General features: G+C 59.9%; 13 protein-coding genes. 7 read left to right on the top strand and 6 right to left on the bottom strand.

Annotated features, from left to right (window positions below; translation table 11 throughout):
• The first annotated feature begins 79 nt into the window (after positions 1–79).
• The 5 genes from lpxK to IAE77_RS24510 are packed head-to-tail and all read left to right on the top strand — an operon-like array spanning position 80 to position 5,161.
• A complete protein-coding gene (gene lpxK / locus IAE77_RS24530; RefSeq protein WP_294232387.1) occupies positions 80–1,303 on the top strand; it encodes a tetraacyldisaccharide 4'-kinase in 1,224 nt (407 codons plus the stop codon).
• The gene (gene fdhD / locus IAE77_RS24525) at positions 1,303–2,124 is read left to right on the top strand and encodes a formate dehydrogenase accessory sulfurtransferase FdhD (protein ID WP_294232386.1); all 822 of its coding nucleotides are present in this window, start codon (positions 1,303–1,305) and stop codon (positions 2,122–2,124) included. The genes lpxK and fdhD overlap by 1 nt, the downstream gene beginning before the upstream one ends.
• Complete coding sequence (locus IAE77_RS24520; protein ID WP_294232385.1) at positions 2,121–2,543, top strand: hypothetical protein; 423 nt, start codon at positions 2,121–2,123, stop codon at positions 2,541–2,543. The genes fdhD and IAE77_RS24520 overlap by 4 nt, the downstream gene beginning before the upstream one ends.
• A complete protein-coding gene (locus IAE77_RS24515) occupies positions 2,540–3,688 on the top strand; it encodes a cysteine desulfurase family protein (protein ID WP_294232384.1) in 1,149 nt (382 codons plus the stop codon). Before IAE77_RS24520 ends, IAE77_RS24515 begins: the two co-directional genes overlap by 4 nt.
• 39 nt (positions 3,689–3,727) lie before the next feature.
• Positions 3,728–5,161: a trypsin-like peptidase domain-containing protein gene (locus tag IAE77_RS24510; RefSeq protein ID WP_345781016.1), complete on the top strand. Its 1,434-nt coding sequence runs from the start codon at positions 3,728–3,730 to the stop codon at positions 5,159–5,161.
• Here IAE77_RS24510 and IAE77_RS24505 read toward each other — a convergent pair whose 3' ends face one another.
• The 3 genes from IAE77_RS24505 to IAE77_RS24495 form a co-directional block, all read right to left on the bottom strand.
• A complete protein-coding gene (locus tag IAE77_RS24505; protein ID WP_294232382.1) occupies positions 5,162–6,418 on the bottom strand; it encodes an MFS transporter in 1,257 nt (418 codons plus the stop codon).
• Positions 6,419–6,499: 81 nt separating this feature from the next.
• On the bottom strand, positions 6,500–7,165 hold the full coding sequence (locus IAE77_RS24500) for a response regulator transcription factor (RefSeq protein WP_294232381.1): 666 nt from the start codon (positions 7,163–7,165) through the stop codon (positions 6,500–6,502).
• The gene (locus tag IAE77_RS24495) at positions 7,162–8,256 is read right to left on the bottom strand and encodes an ATP-binding protein (RefSeq protein WP_294232380.1); all 1,095 of its coding nucleotides are present in this window, start codon (positions 8,254–8,256) and stop codon (positions 7,162–7,164) included. The genes IAE77_RS24500 and IAE77_RS24495 overlap by 4 nt, the downstream gene beginning before the upstream one ends.
• A gap of 135 nt (positions 8,257–8,391) precedes the next feature.
• Here IAE77_RS24495 and IAE77_RS24490 point away from each other — a divergent pair, with 135 nt between their 5' ends.
• Both IAE77_RS24490 and IAE77_RS24485 read left to right on the top strand, forming a co-directional pair.
• Complete coding sequence (locus IAE77_RS24490; RefSeq protein ID WP_294232379.1) at positions 8,392–9,282, top strand: serine/threonine-protein kinase; 891 nt, start codon at positions 8,392–8,394, stop codon at positions 9,280–9,282.
• A gap of 2 nt (positions 9,283–9,284) precedes the next feature.
• Positions 9,285–10,499, top strand: a complete 1,215-nt coding sequence (locus tag IAE77_RS24485; RefSeq protein ID WP_294232378.1) for a hypothetical protein — start codon at positions 9,285–9,287, stop codon at positions 10,497–10,499.
• On the opposite strand, the gene IAE77_RS24480 is transcribed toward IAE77_RS24485, so the two are convergent.
• From IAE77_RS24480 to IAE77_RS24470, 3 genes are all read right to left on the bottom strand, one after another.
• The gene (locus tag IAE77_RS24480) at positions 10,449–11,036 is read right to left on the bottom strand and encodes a hypothetical protein (protein WP_294232377.1); all 588 of its coding nucleotides are present in this window, start codon (positions 11,034–11,036) and stop codon (positions 10,449–10,451) included. The two genes, IAE77_RS24485 and IAE77_RS24480, sit on opposite strands and share 51 nt — an antisense overlap.
• An 84-nt stretch (positions 11,037–11,120) precedes the next feature.
• Positions 11,121–13,064 (bottom strand): potassium transporter Kup, encoded by a 1,944-nt coding sequence (locus IAE77_RS24475; protein WP_294232376.1) that lies wholly within the window; start codon positions 13,062–13,064, stop codon positions 11,121–11,123.
• 83 nt (positions 13,065–13,147) lie between these two features.
• Entirely contained in the window at positions 13,148–13,477 is a 330-nt protein-coding gene (locus IAE77_RS24470) for a pyrimidine/purine nucleoside phosphorylase (protein WP_294232375.1), read from the bottom strand.
• Between the last annotated feature and the right edge of the window lie 193 nt (positions 13,478–13,670).

The following is a 13,670-nucleotide window of genomic DNA, read 5'->3' as shown; positions in this document are numbered from 1 at the left end:
CCGATGCTACGAAATGCCGTTGGAAACATCAAGGCGTCTCGTTTGACGCGGCACCGTTCCCCGCCTCCTATGGCACGCAGTGAGAGACACTCTGGAAGACCTCGAAAACTTCGTCATCGACGTGGTGATCCACAACCGCCGCGGCATTCGTGCGTCGTTGCTGCGGCTCGTTTTCCGTGGTCTGTCGGGCATTTATTCGGCGGCGGTGCGCACCCGCCTGTATCTTTATCGCCATCGCTACATTCACGATCATCATCTTGGCGTGCCGGTCATCAGCGTGGGCAATCTGACAGTCGGAGGCACGGGCAAAACGCCGGTCGTGGAGATGCTGGCGAAGGCGCTGCATGAGCACGGCCGCCGCGTGTGCATCCTGAGCCGCGGCTACAAGAGCAAGCGGCAGAAGAAGCTGCCATTTTCGAAGAAGATGGCGGCAAAGCTCGGTTTCATCCCGAAGCCGGCCGAACCGCTGCCGCGCATCGTCTCCGATGGTGAAAAGGTGCTGCTCGACTCGCACAACGCGGGCGATGAGCCCTTCATGCTGGCGAAGAACTGCCAAGGCATCCCGGTCGTGGTGGACAAAAACCGCGTGAAGGCCGGCGCGCATGCGATCCAACGTTTCGGCGCGGACGTGCTCGTGCTCGACGACGGCCTGCAATACCTCCGCCTCAAACATCGCCACGACATCGTGCTGATCGACAAGACCGCGCCTTTCGGCAACAACGGCTACATGCTGCCGCGTGGCACGCTGCGCGAGCCGCCACGCAGCCTGCGCCGCGCCAGCTACATCTTCATCACGAAGTCCGATGGCGACACCGAGGACATCATCAAGCAGATCCGCCGCTACAACCGGGCGGCCGAGATCATCGAGTGCCGTCACCGCGCCATGCACTTCGAGGACATCCACACCGGCGAGCGCATGCCCATCGACGGCCTGAAGGACAAATTCGTCGGCGCCTTGTCAGGCATCGCCGTGCCGGAGAGTTTTGAGAACGGCCTGCGCAAACTGGGCGCGAAGATCGAGGTGATCGCACGGTTTGCCGACCATCATCGCTTCCACGGGCCGGAACTGCGGCAATTTGTGGAGCGTTGCGAGCGTCGTGACGTTCACTGCATGGTCACGACCGAGAAAGACTACGTGCGCTTCCCGAAGCTGCCAAAGTCGGACATCCCTTTCTATTTCATGCGCGTGGAGATCGAGATCATCCGTGGCCGTGAGATCTTTGACAAGATGGTGCGCCTCATCGCCGAGCCGCGTCGTGTGCCGGCTGGCGTGCTGCCTGCCGATTTCATGGAGGCGTCGTGATGAGCGCGGTTCGTCCAGCGATCTCCCAGGTGAATGTGCGCAAGGTCAACGTCTCAGACGCTGCCGTGGAGGTCGCCGATGTCACCGCGACGGAGGAACCGCTCGAAATCCGTGTCGAGGGCCGCTCCGTGGCTGTCGTGATGCGCACCCCGGGCCACGATGAGGAACTCGCGGCTGGATTCCTCGTCAGTGAAGGCGTCGTGCAGCATCCGCGTGACATTCTTGAAGTCTCGCAGTGTCCGAGCATCGGCAACAAGCATGGCAACGTGGTCGATGTCCTGCTCGGCGGTGCTGTGGTGAACTGGGATTCGCTCACGCGACACGTCTTCAGTGCCTCCAGTTGCGGACTGTGCGGCAAGACGAGCATCGAGAGTGTTTTTCAGCGCTTTCCTGCCGCGGAGACCCGCTGGCAGGTGACACCGGCCTTGATCGCAAGCCTGCCGGACAAGCTGCGTGCCGCGCAGGAGACGTTTTCCAAAACCGGTGGCCTGCATGCGAGCGGTTTGTTTGACCTCGACGGCCATCTGGTCGTGCTGCGCGAGGACGTGGGCCGCCACAACGCGCTCGACAAGATCCTCGGCCATGCGTTCATGAACGGCATGCTGCCGCTCAACCGGCACATCCTGCTGGTCAGCGGCCGGGTGTCGTTTGAGATCATTCAGAAGGCCCTGGCAGGCGGAATCGCGCTGGTGGCCGCCATTTCGGCACCGAGCAGTCTCGCCGTCGATTTCGCCCAAGAAGCCGGACAGACGCTCGTTGGCTTCCTGCGTGGCGAAACGATGAATGTTTACACGCATCCCCAACGCATCCTCCAGCCATGAAACCGGCGCATTTGATTGTCTTCGTGATCTGGGGCGCGCTTTGCTCCTCACTGCTCGTATATGCCGCCATGCTCAGCAGCATGACCTTCGTTCCCGGCAAGAATGAGGCCTCCACGCTCAGCAACGTGATCTCCCTGGCCGCCGGCAGTGCCGCGGCGTTGAGCTTCGTGCTCCGGAAGCTGCTGCTGGGCGGTTTCACATCTGGAAAGCTCAGCACCGATGATCCCGCGAATCGTGGCCGCTTCGTGGCCGGCAACGTCGTCGTATTTGCTTTGAGCGAAGGCGTCGGCGCGCTGGGATTCGTCAACGGCATCAGCAATCAAGGGCGCGGTGAGGCCTGGCTGCCCTACATCGGCCTCGCCTTCATCCTGATGCTGCTGCACATCCCGCTGCCATCGCGTTTCAAATCCGCCGCATGAACGGGTATTTCGACCACAACGCGACCACGCCGCTGCTTCCAGAAGCACGCGAGGCGTGGCTGCGTGCGAGCGACAAGCACTGGCACAATCCTTCCAGCCTCTATCGCGACGCCGGACTCGCCAGCCAGCAGCTCGAATCGGCTCGTGAACGGCTTGGGACGCTGATCGGCGTCGAAGCAGAGCGGATTGTCTTCACCAGCGGAGCCACGGAGTCGAACAACGCAGTCCTGGCCACCTTTCCCAAAGATGCCCGGATCCTCTTTTCTGGAATCGAGCACCCCAGCATGAGGCAGCCTGCCTGGTATTGGATGGGGCAAGAACCCAGTCTGCCAGTCGGTCCGGACGGTGTCGTGGACCTCGCTGCTGCCAAGGAGCAGATCCAGGCGGCCATCAAAGACAGGCCTTCGCTCGTCTCGCTGATGGCTGCCAATAATGAAAGCGGTGCCCAGCAGCCTTGGAAGGAGTTGGCAGCTCTCTGCCATGAAGCAGGAGTCTTGTTTCACACCGATGCCTCCCAGTGGCTGGGAAAGCTTGACGCAGAAGACCTGGGCATGTGCGACTTTGTCACGGGCAGCGCTCACAAATTCGGAGGACCGAAAGGTGCTGGCTTTCTGGTGGTCGCAGACCCGACGGCTTATCAGCGGCTGGGTCCCCGCTTTCTCCAGGGCGGTCCGCAGGAAAGTGGCCGCCGGGCCGGAACCGAGAATTATCCGGCGATCGAGGCAATGGTGACGGCCTTGGAAACGATCACACCGCGTTTGAGTCAGATCCAGATCGATCAAAGCCAGCGACGCGATGCCTTCATCGACGCCCTGCGCTCGCGCTTCGATGATCTGCGCGTGATCAGCGAGTCTGCGCCACGCCTTTGGAACACCGTGCTGATGGTGATGCCAGCGCATCATAACCTGAAGTGGCTCACGGCTTTGTCGCGACGCGGGTTCAGCATCTCCACCGGCTCGGCGTGCAGCTCGGGCAAGGAAGGCTCATCCGTCGTCGTGACCGCGCTTGGAGCCAGCGCGGACGAATTGCGACGCGTCGTGCGCATCAGCGGCGGCTGGGACACCAGCGCGGAAGACTGGCAGGCGCTCGCCGTGGCTTTCGGAGAAGTTTGGGGTGAACTGAACCGGGGCGGCAGACCGCAGTAGGCAGTTGCCCGGCGGAGGATCGTGCCTAGGCTCGCGCACATGAGCTGGCGGGGCCTTTTGATCTTCTCGTTCATGGCATGCGGATATCTGTCTGCGCGCGAATGGCGTAGTTCGGACGGTTCCCGCACCGTGGAGGCCCAGTTTGCCGGGATGAAGGACGGCAAGCTGCTGCTGAAAGCCAAAGATGGACGCAGCACCGTCTATCCGGCGGCTGCGTTTTCGAAAGAAGACCAGCAATTCGCCCAGCAGGCGCAGGTCACGATGGAAGCGGCGGTGAAGACGGGGCCTCTGAACTTGCAGGTCGATCAGAGGCTGGCGGAAGGTTCGCTTTGCCGCGTGATCAAAGAGCTGCCGGATCAGAAAGGCACGTGGGTTGCCGGCGGATCGCCGTTTCTGGTGCTGCGCAGCGATGACTTCGCCGCAGAGCGTGGCGAGAAGGTGATGCAGAAGGTGCTCTATCACGCGGGCACACGCACCTTTCACGCGCTCGACGGCACGAGCTCATTGATCAATGCCTACAGCACCTCGCTCGATGAGGCGGTGAACACGGTGTTGCAGATCCAGATGGCCAGTGGCGGCGATTCTGCGAAGCCATCGCCGTCTGTCATGGAGCCCGTGATCGAAACGATCATCACCCGCGGCCTGGGGCTGCCGCTGGGCAAAGGTTTCTTCATCACCGAGACAGCGCTGCTTAAAGACGCGAAGACCGTCGCGCTTCATCATGATGGCAAAGATGTCCCGGCGAAGGTCTTGAAGGTCGATGACAAACTCGGGCTGGCGTTGCTGCAGAGCGAGGTCGAGATGGGGCAAGGAAGGTTTCTGCCGCGCAAGCCGCTGGAACTCGGCCAGACGATCTACGCCGTCGCCTTGACGAGCGCGACAGGGAAGACTTTCTCTCCACCACGGCTGACGAAAGGCATCGTCAGTCACGTGTCTGGCACCGACAGCTTTGAACACGACGCGGCCGTGGATGAGAAAAGCGTCGGCGGTTATGTCATCGGCGAGAAGGGCGACGTGCTGGGCCTGTTTTTCTCCGCGCAATCGCGGGTTCAAGGCAAACGCTCGGCGACATCGGCCAGCACCGCCCCACCAGCCACGAAAGGCCTGGCCGACTGCCTGCGCAGCGAAGCTTTGGAGAAACTGGCCCTCGAAAAGGACAAGGACGGCAAGGAGAAGCGCGTGCCCGGCGTCCCCACGCTGAAGTCCGGCACCAATGGCGACGAGATGGAGGCCGCAGTGGATGCGCTCAGGAAGTCTTCGGTCATCGTGCTTGCAACGCGTGAGGAATCCAAAGCGCCACCGCCACCGAAAGCCGCGGCGAATGGCACCCCACCCGCAGGCGGTGCGAATGCGCCGACCGGCTGGAGCCTCAGCAGCTCCGGCACACGCCACAATGCCAAGTGCCGCTTCTACAAGGCCGACAAGCCCTGCCAGGCCACCGATGGCAAGCCCTGTCAGAAATGCGGCGGCTGATCACGCGCCCGGCTTCGGCCGGATCATGAGCACGATGATGAGCGACACGACGCACACGAGGGCGAAGACGCCGAAGATCAGGTTGAGCGGCACGTGTCGATCTGACATCACGCCAAAGCCCCAGTCCGCCACACCGCCTGAGGTCATGCTGACAAAGTTCATGACGCCATAGCCGGTGGCCCGCAGCTCAGGACGCGTGATCTGGCTCAGGATCGGCATGTTGTTGCAGTCAAAGAAGCCCCAGCCGATGCCAAAGAGGACGAGCGACCCGATTGCGAGCGCGAAGGAATTCAGCGCCGGCGCGTTGCCGACGCCATACATGGCTGGAATGATCAGCATCATGCCGATCGCGCTGACATAGATACGGCCGCGCTCGCTTCGCTGCATCCAGCGATCCGCCAGCCACCCGCCGAGGATGGCGGAGAGCAATGCGGCCGCCTGCCAGTAGAGAGCGGCCGACACCCCCGCCTTGCCCTGGCTGATGTTGAACGCTTTTTGAAGAATGGCGGGCATCCAGTCACGCACCACCCAGGCGGCGAGCGCCGGCAGCGTGAAATAGAGCACCAGCAGGATGAAATTGCGGTTCGTGAGCAGTTCTGTGAACGCATTCGCTGCAGACGGTTTCGCCATCGGCTCCGAAGCTGAAGACTGACGCGGCACATCGCGCAGCAGGAACAGCAGCGGAATGGCGTAGAGGATTCCCGCCAGTCCGGTGAAATCGAACATCGAGCGCCAGCCGAGATCCGGCGAATCGGCCACAAATCCGGCGAAGCCACCGGTCATCACTCCGCAGTAGATGCCCATCTGATGCACGCCCACCGCGCGCGAACGCGTTCCGCCGGTGTGGTAGTCGGCGATCAGCGCCAGCGCCGCCGGAATGTAAAAGGCCTCGCTGATGCCCATGGCCGTGCGTGCCCAGTAAAGCTGGTCAAAGCTGCCCACATGCCCGGTGAGCCAGGTGATGAGCGACCACACAAACAAGCTGCTGCAGATGGTCAGCTTGCGACTGAAGCGGTCGGCGATGTAACCGCCGATGGGACTGAAGATGGCATACACCCACTTGAAGGAGGCCAGCATGTGCCCCCAGTTTTCCTCGCTGCCGATGTCCTTGATCTCGCCCATCACGGACACCTTCATCGAGGCGATCATCTGCCGGTCGAGGTAGTTCAGCAGCGCCACGGGGAAAAGCAGACCCACGACGAGCCAGGCACGGCGTGAGAGCGAGGATGAGTCGTCAGTGGTTGGAGACGCGGACATCCCGCCATGAATCACACTCCGCGTGGCATGAAAAGCCTGAATTCATGCCCGGATTTGATGCTGGCATGATGAAAGCCGATTTCACTCCACCTCCAGCCGATAGCCAATGCCGGGCTCGTTCACGATACGCACGCCGCGCTCGCCGAGTTTTTTGCGGAGGTGATTGATGTGGACCCGCAGGCCCTCACTCGGATCGCTGGACTGGCCGGGCCAGACTTGCTTCACGATCTGGTTTTGAGTCACAATCCGGCCCGCGTGCTCGGTGAGCACTTTGAGCAGCGCAAACTCGGTCGGAGTGAGTTTGAGGGCTTCTTCTGCGATTTGGGCCTCATGATGCAACAGATCGACTTTGAGCGGTCCGGCGATGATTTCGGGCGTGTGACGAGGTCCGCGTCGCCGCTGGATGACATCGAGCCGCGCCAGCAGCTCCGCGCTGCCAAAAGGCTTCGTCACATAGTCATCGGCACCGATTTCGAGCGCCTGGACCTTTGTGGCCTCTTGATCGCGGACACTCAAAATGAGCACCGGCACGTCACTCCACTCGCGCAGCCGTTTCAGCACCTCCAGGCCGCCGAGACCCGGCAGGCCGAGATCGAGCAACACGACATCCGGGCGATGAAACGCGGCCTCTTGAAGCCCGCGCTGGCCTTCATCGGCCTCGCAGACCTCGTAGCCGCGGGACTCCAGCAGCATGCGCAGCAGTCGGCGCATCTGCTGCTCGTCGTCGATGATGAGGGCTTTGCTCATGGCTGGCGTGTTTTGACCGGCAGGCTAAAACGAAACTCCGCGCCGCCTTCCGGATGGTTGTGCACAGTGATGTCACCCTTCATCGCCCGCATCAAGCCGCGCGAGATGGCCAGGCCGAGTCCGGTGCCGCCCGCAGGCGCTCCCGGTGCCCGCGCGAACTTCTCAAACACTCGCTCCTCCATCTCCGGCGGCAAACCGGGCCCGTGATCGCGCACGCGGATCTCCAAAGCGCTCTCCGGCGTCAATGTCGCATGGATTTCGATCTCGCTGCCCGCTGGCACATGCTGCGTGGCATTGTGCAGCACGTTCGCGAGCGCTTGGGAGAGCAATCGGCTGTCGAGCTTCAGCAGCGGCAGGTTTTCCGCGCCGAGGATGCGCAGCGGATGCGGGAGAAGCTCACGCTGTAGGGGCGAGGTGGCCGAGTGGATCACATCGAGGAACTCGCACCAGTCCGGCGCAGGCTTCACGGCATCGGATTCGACACGGGTGATCTCCAAGAAGTTCTCCACAATGCGCTGAAGCCTCCGCGTGGCCGTGTCGATCTCCGCCGCGAAGGGATTCGAGGTGCCAAGGCCATCCAAGGCCGTGCGGATGATCGTGATGGGCGTTTTGAGCTCGTGCGACACACTGTCGAGCAGCGTGCGATGCAACCTCTCGGCCTCCGCCGCGAGCTCAGCGCGATGTTTGGCCTCCTGAAGCTGCTCCTGCTCGCGATGCGTGCGCTCCAGCGCCGATTCTCGCTCACGAAGCTGCGTGATGAGATGCCCCATGCTCAGCGCCACAACGAAGAACATCGCAAACATGACCACGTCCTCCGGCTTCTCGATATGAAACGTGAACCGCGGCGGGATGAAGATGAAATTCCACACCAGCGCACTCACCACGCCCATCGCCAGCACCGGCCCGCGATTCCACCGCGTGCCCGCGAGCACGATGGCCAGCAAAAACACCAGCGCGGAAAACGTGGAACCCGTGTAGGGCAGCAGCACCCAGCACACCGAGGCGAGCACAAAAAGAATCGTCAGCCCCCAGCTAAACTGGCCCACGACGTGCACTGGCACGGCTTGCCGGGGTTTGGATGGATCGTTCATGTGTTTATCGTGCGCGTGAAATGCTGGCACGCCAGTAAACAGGGCACGGCTTCGCGTTAAGAAGGTGTAAACGACTCCTCTTTTTGATAGTACACTTTCCACTTCTCAAGTCCCAAAATGCGTTCAGTCTTAGTCATGATTACACCGCCAAAACTAAGTCCTGCCAACCTCGCCGCGCTGTTTCCTGATTTTTCTAATATAGTCGAAATCGGGTCAGGAGGTTTCAAGACAGTCTATCGAGCTGAATTCCTCGGAAAAAGCGAGGTCATCAAGGTGATTGCCATTCCTCTGACCGATGGCTCAAATGACCAGGAAAGGTATCGCGATGAATGTCTCCAGCGGGTTCGCCGCGAGGTCAATATTCTGAATCAATGCGCCACGCCTTACATGGTTAAACTAGGCACGCTGCCGCTCAAAGGTTATCAGGTCGGCCAGTCACACTATGCGATCTATTCGGAAGAGTTTCTGCCTGGCCCCGATCTGCGTGAATTGATCCGAGGGCAAGGCGTGCTGCCGGATGAGGAGGAAGCCAAGAAACTGATGAATTGTCTCTTGAGGGCGGTTAAAGAGCTTTGGTCGAGGCAATACGTTCATCGCGACATCAAGCCTGCGAATGTCATCAAGCTGAATGATGAAAGCCGCCCCTTTGTCCTGATAGATTTGGGCATTGCCTTTGGCTTGCAAGAAACTGGAATCACAGTGGGTGGAGCACCCTGCACGCTTCGCTACCTGGCTCCAGAGATGGCCAATCCGAATTTCCGAGCTAGTCTCGATTACCGCAGTGATCTCTATACCATCGCACTGACTGTCTTTGAATATGCGGCTGGACGCCATCCAATCGCCCGTGACAGCGATGACCAGATTCACACCATTTCGCGGGCACTGACCGCAGCGCCTAAACACTTGCGAGATGAGCGTCCCACTTACTCTGTGGAGTTCTGCAATCTGATCGACCAGCTTTTGAAGAAAAAGCCGGCTCTTCGGCCTGCGAATCTCGATCATCTCATTCAAGTCACCCAATCCTGACCATGAAACTTTACGCACAACACGGAAGCCAAGCTGGCAGCGGTGAGCGAAACAAGGTGCTGCAGGGCTTGGCTCGCGGGCTGATCCAGGGGGCCATTCTCAGCCCAAAGGATTACGATGCCAGGCGGATTGGTGAAACGCTAAGCGAGATCAAAGAGCAATCTCCTACCGCCGAACGTCTGTTTGATCCCCAATACTATGCCTGCATGGTTGCCCATGAACCCGATGGGAGGTTGGGAAAGCTGCTGGGGGAAGATTATCAGGCTTATTTTACGCCAAGACGCCGCAGCTACCTGGAAAGTGAGCCAAAGCTGAAGACTGAAATTCAGAACTGCCTCCAGTTCCAATCTCAACTCGATGTAACGGCTATCATCTCGCCGAACATCGTTATCCGCAGGCGATTTAACTCGATTGAGGGACTCATTTCCCGAAATTTCATCCGACACGCGAAAGAAGCCTGGGATAAAGAGGGAGGACGTCGGCCATTGTTTGTCACGCTGGCGATGGATGCCGAGGCCATCCAAGAGAAGGAGGAACTCGAGGAGTTTGTCCAGGAACTCACTGTGATGGAGTCCCGGCCAGACGGCTTCTATTTGCTGGTGAACAACCCTACTTCGGAAATTGCTCCAGAACTCATTGATCACCGGACGTTGAGCGGCTGGATGTTCATCAATCAGGCACTTCATGTGAACGGCTTTCGTGTCATCAATGGCTATTCAGATATTTTGACCCCCTTTCTTTGCGCCGCAGGAGGGGAAGCCGGGGCAACCGGCTGGTTTAATAGCCAGAAGGTATTTTCGATGGATCGTTTTGCTCCATCATCCGGAGGTGGAAGGCGTCCGGTGCTACGGTATCTCTCGACCAAGCTTCTTAACTCAATTCGATTTGATGAGTTGGAGCGCCTCCGAATGCGCTTCCCAGAAGTCCTCAGCGGCCTTCCGACTGATGATTTTTACTCCGAGGAGCGAGCTTCTGAGCCTGATGGCCAGATCGAAGAGGTCCTTCAAACCTGGGAGGCTATTTCAAGTCTCGGAGTGCCAATTGGCAAAGGCGGGCTTGCCGAGTGTCTGAAGCGCATTTTCGACGCTGAAGAACTCTATGCACAGATCAATCTCGCGCCAGGCCTGCGCCTCTCGGGCAGGTCGAACAATGCCCATCTCGAGGCATTAGACACAGGTATCCGCAAATTCGCAGAGCTTGCGGAGATCAAACTTTGACGAAAGCATCTTGATGGCCCTCGACCTTGCGGACGCACTCAATGCCTTGATGCGAGTGGGGGTGTAGTGCTCCCTGATCAATTGTTTCTCTGAGTCGAATGTCCAAAGACCGACTTGCATCTCTTTGAATGTTTCGAGGTGAGCCAAGGCGGCCTTGGCATTCGCAGCAGGCATCACAACGATGGACTTGTCCGCAAAATAACGATAGCGGAATGCCTGCTGAAGCGCTCGCTGCCAGTCCTTAAGCTTGGCTTCAAACGCGAACAGTTGTCGCCTGGAAAGCTGCTTCTCCAGCGAGATTGCGGAGAAGTCTTCACCGTCCGCCAGAGGTTTCCACGCGATCCAGACCAAATCGGCGACGCCAAACCCCCCAATTGCAAATTCACCAGCAGCCACGCCATTCAAATGGCGGGCGAAATATGTTTTTTCAAAGGCGCGGAGAAAGTTCGCCTCTCCACGTTTCCGAGCCACGTTCACCGGCAAATTCCGGCGCGTGTTGAAGCTGGCAGCTCTTAGATGGTGAACTTTTCCCGTCATTATTAAACTCTACCACGGAAACGCACTCTTTCGCGAGTAGTATTCAGCAAGAGTTAAGTTTCTTAAAGTGAACTTGTTGGTGGGTCATATCTCCACTTGTTGCCCCAGTTCGATCACCCGCCCAACGGGAATCTGGAAATACGTTGCGGGTTGCTGGGCGAGCTTGCTGGCGAAGGAGAAGAGGTGTTCGCGCCATTTGGCCATGCCGGGGGCTTTGCTGGGGATGATGATTTCGCGACCGAGGAAGAAGGTGGCCTTGTCGGGATCGACGTCGAGGTCGTGCGCGGCGCACTGACGCAGCAAACGCGGGACGTTGGGCTTTTGCATGAAGCCGAAGCGACCGGTGACACGCCAGAAATGGTCGCCGAGCTTTTCGACCTCGACGCGACGGCTCGGTGGCACCCAGGGCTCGTCTTCGGTGGTCAGCGTCATGAAGATGACGCGCTGATGAATGGCTTGGTAGTGTTTCAGGCTGTGCAGCAACGCCACGGGCGTGCGTCCGCTGGTGCTGGTCATGAAAATCGCGGTGCCGGGCACTTGGATGACTTTGCCGCTGGCGAGGCTTTGGATGAGCATCTCTTGCGAGATGGCGCTGCGTTCCATGGAGGCTCGGACGAGCTTGCGACCGGTGGCCCAGGTGGTCATGACGACGAAAATGCCTGCGCCGACGGCGAGCGGGAACCAGCCGCCATCGAAGAATTTTACCAAGTTTGCGCTGAGGAAAGCGAGTTCGATCAAACCGAACACGAGGCACAGCGGCAACGTTTTGAGCATGCTCCACTTCCACAGATGCCGCGCGGCAAAGTAGAAGAGGATGGTGGTGATGAGCATGGTCATCGTCACGGCCACGCCATATGCGGCGGCGAGATTCGACGAGGTGCGAAATGCGACAACGAGCGCGAGGCAGGCGAGCATGAGCACCCAATTCACGAGCGGGATGTAGATCTGGCCGCGAGCGTGCTCGGAGGTGTGGCGGATGCTCAAACGCGGCAGGTAGCCGAGCTGCACGGCACTGAGCGTGAGCGAGTAGGTGCCGGTGATGAGCGCTTGCGAGGCGATGACGGTGGCGGCGGTGGCGAGCAGCACGAGCGGCAACGTGGCCCATCCGGGTGCCATTTGGAAAAACGGCGCGTGCGCGAGCTCCGGCTGCTTCATTAAAAGAGCGCCTTGGCCGAGGTAATTGAGCGCGAGGGCCGGAAACACGAGCGAGAACCAGCCGCGACGGATCGGCGAGGCACCGAAGTGGCCCATGTCGGCATACAAGGCCTCACCACCGGTCACCGCGAGGAAAACGCTGCCGAGGATGACAAAGCCCGCGTGACCGCCAGTGGTCAAAAAGTGCCATCCATGCCACGGATTTAAGGCTGCGAGGATTTCGGGGCCGTGAATGAGTTGCGACACGCCGAGCACGCCGAGGCTCACGAACCACAAACCGGTGATCGGGCCAAAAAAGCGACCTACTTTGGCTGTGCCGAGAAACTGCACCGAAAAGAGCACGATGAGGATGATCGCGGTGATGCCCATGATGAGCCACTGCATGCGATGATTCCACGTTTCGGCCTCCAAAGCATCTGCGGGAGCCGCACCGAGCAACCCGCCATCTTTGGGGCCTTCCACGGCGCTCAAAACGGAGATCGCGGGCGTGATGATGCCATCGCCGAACAGCAGCGCGGCTCCGAACAGCCCGAGCAGCACGATGACGATGCGGCGTTTCGTCGTTTCACCCATGCCATGTGAGGCCAGGGCCATCAGCGAGAGCACGCCGCCTTCGCCTTTGTTGTCCGCCCGCAGGATGAAGACGAGGTATTTGACGCAGATGAGCAAAATCAGCGACCAGAGCACGAGCGAGACGACGCCGAGCAAATTCGCGTGTGTGGTGGCGACGTGATGCGGGCTGTGCGGACTGAAGCACTCCTTCAGCGTGTAGATCGGCGAGGTGCCGATGTCTCCAAACACCACGCCGAGCGCCGCGATGACGAGCGTGGTGGTGGAGAGCTTGTGGAGGCCGGTTTTTTCGGTGTCGTTCATGACACCGGCACATGTCGCGCCGCCTGAGTGCCCGCCAGTGAACGGGCGGACGCAGGGCGTTAAGAAAGTGTGAAGGCCCCGGTTTAGTCGAGGAAGGAGCAGATGTACTCGCAGATGCCGGAGCTGACGCTGATGTCGAAGCCGCTGTTGGCGGGAACGTCAAAGAACTGGCCGCCGGTGTGAGTGGTCTTCGTTTCGCTGCCGTCGAGTTTCACCACGCAGTCGCCGGCGACGATTTCCATGCGCTCCGCCTTGGCCGTGCCGAAGTGGAAGTCGCCGGGATAGATCAGGCCGAGTGTCTTCTTGCTGCCATCAGGAAACAGAATGCTGTGGCTGACGACTTTGCCGTCGAAATAGACGTTCGCTTTCGTGACGGCGGTGACATTCGTGAATTCGGCTGGGATGGCGGACATAGGGCGCGAGGAATAGGCGATGAAGCCGCCCGCGGCAAGCACCGGATGGCTGTGTCCGCCCTGGCAGATCATTCTTTCCGCCAGACCATGCCCGACTGCTCCACGATGGCATCGCCACGTGTCAAGACTTTATGGCTGCGGCCCGACTTGCGTGAGCAGGTCGGAAGCGCGGCACGTTTGATTGAAAAAGGCG

It is taken from the genome of Prosthecobacter sp. (genome assembly GCF_014879935.1).
Taxonomy (GTDB): Bacteria; Verrucomicrobiota; Verrucomicrobiia; order Verrucomicrobiales; family Verrucomicrobiaceae; genus Prosthecobacter.
Note: the sequence above shows the minus strand (reverse complement) of the source record. Positions and strands in the feature narration are given on the sequence as shown.

Excerpts from the sequence above, each read along its gene's own strand:
- fdhD (WP_294232386.1), top strand. The coding sequence starts at position 1,303 with ATGAGCGCGGTTCGTCCAGCGATCTCCCAGGTGAATGTGCGCAAGGTC.
- IAE77_RS24480 (WP_294232377.1), bottom strand. The coding sequence starts at position 11,036 with ATGACGGGAAAAGTTCACCATCTAAGAGCTGCCAGCTTCAACACGCGC.
- IAE77_RS24490 (WP_294232379.1), top strand. The coding sequence starts at position 8,392 with ATGATTACACCGCCAAAACTAAGTCCTGCCAACCTCGCCGCGCTGTTT.
- IAE77_RS24475 (WP_294232376.1), bottom strand. The coding sequence starts at position 13,064 with ATGAACGACACCGAAAAAACCGGCCTCCACAAGCTCTCCACCACCACG.
- IAE77_RS24500 (WP_294232381.1), bottom strand. The coding sequence starts at position 7,165 with ATGAGCAAAGCCCTCATCATCGACGACGAGCAGCAGATGCGCCGACTG.
- IAE77_RS24470 (WP_294232375.1), bottom strand. The coding sequence starts at position 13,477 with ATGTCCGCCATCCCAGCCGAATTCACGAATGTCACCGCCGTCACGAAA.
- IAE77_RS24515 (WP_294232384.1), top strand. The coding sequence starts at position 2,540 with ATGAACGGGTATTTCGACCACAACGCGACCACGCCGCTGCTTCCAGAA.
- IAE77_RS24495 (WP_294232380.1), bottom strand. The coding sequence starts at position 8,256 with ATGAACGATCCATCCAAACCCCGGCAAGCCGTGCCAGTGCACGTCGTG.
- IAE77_RS24505 (WP_294232382.1), bottom strand. The coding sequence starts at position 6,418 with ATGTCCGCGTCTCCAACCACTGACGACTCATCCTCGCTCTCACGCCGT.
- IAE77_RS24510 (WP_345781016.1), top strand. The coding sequence starts at position 3,728 with ATGAGCTGGCGGGGCCTTTTGATCTTCTCGTTCATGGCATGCGGATAT.
- IAE77_RS24485 (WP_294232378.1), top strand. The coding sequence starts at position 9,285 with ATGAAACTTTACGCACAACACGGAAGCCAAGCTGGCAGCGGTGAGCGA.
- IAE77_RS24520 (WP_294232385.1), top strand. The coding sequence starts at position 2,121 with ATGAAACCGGCGCATTTGATTGTCTTCGTGATCTGGGGCGCGCTTTGC.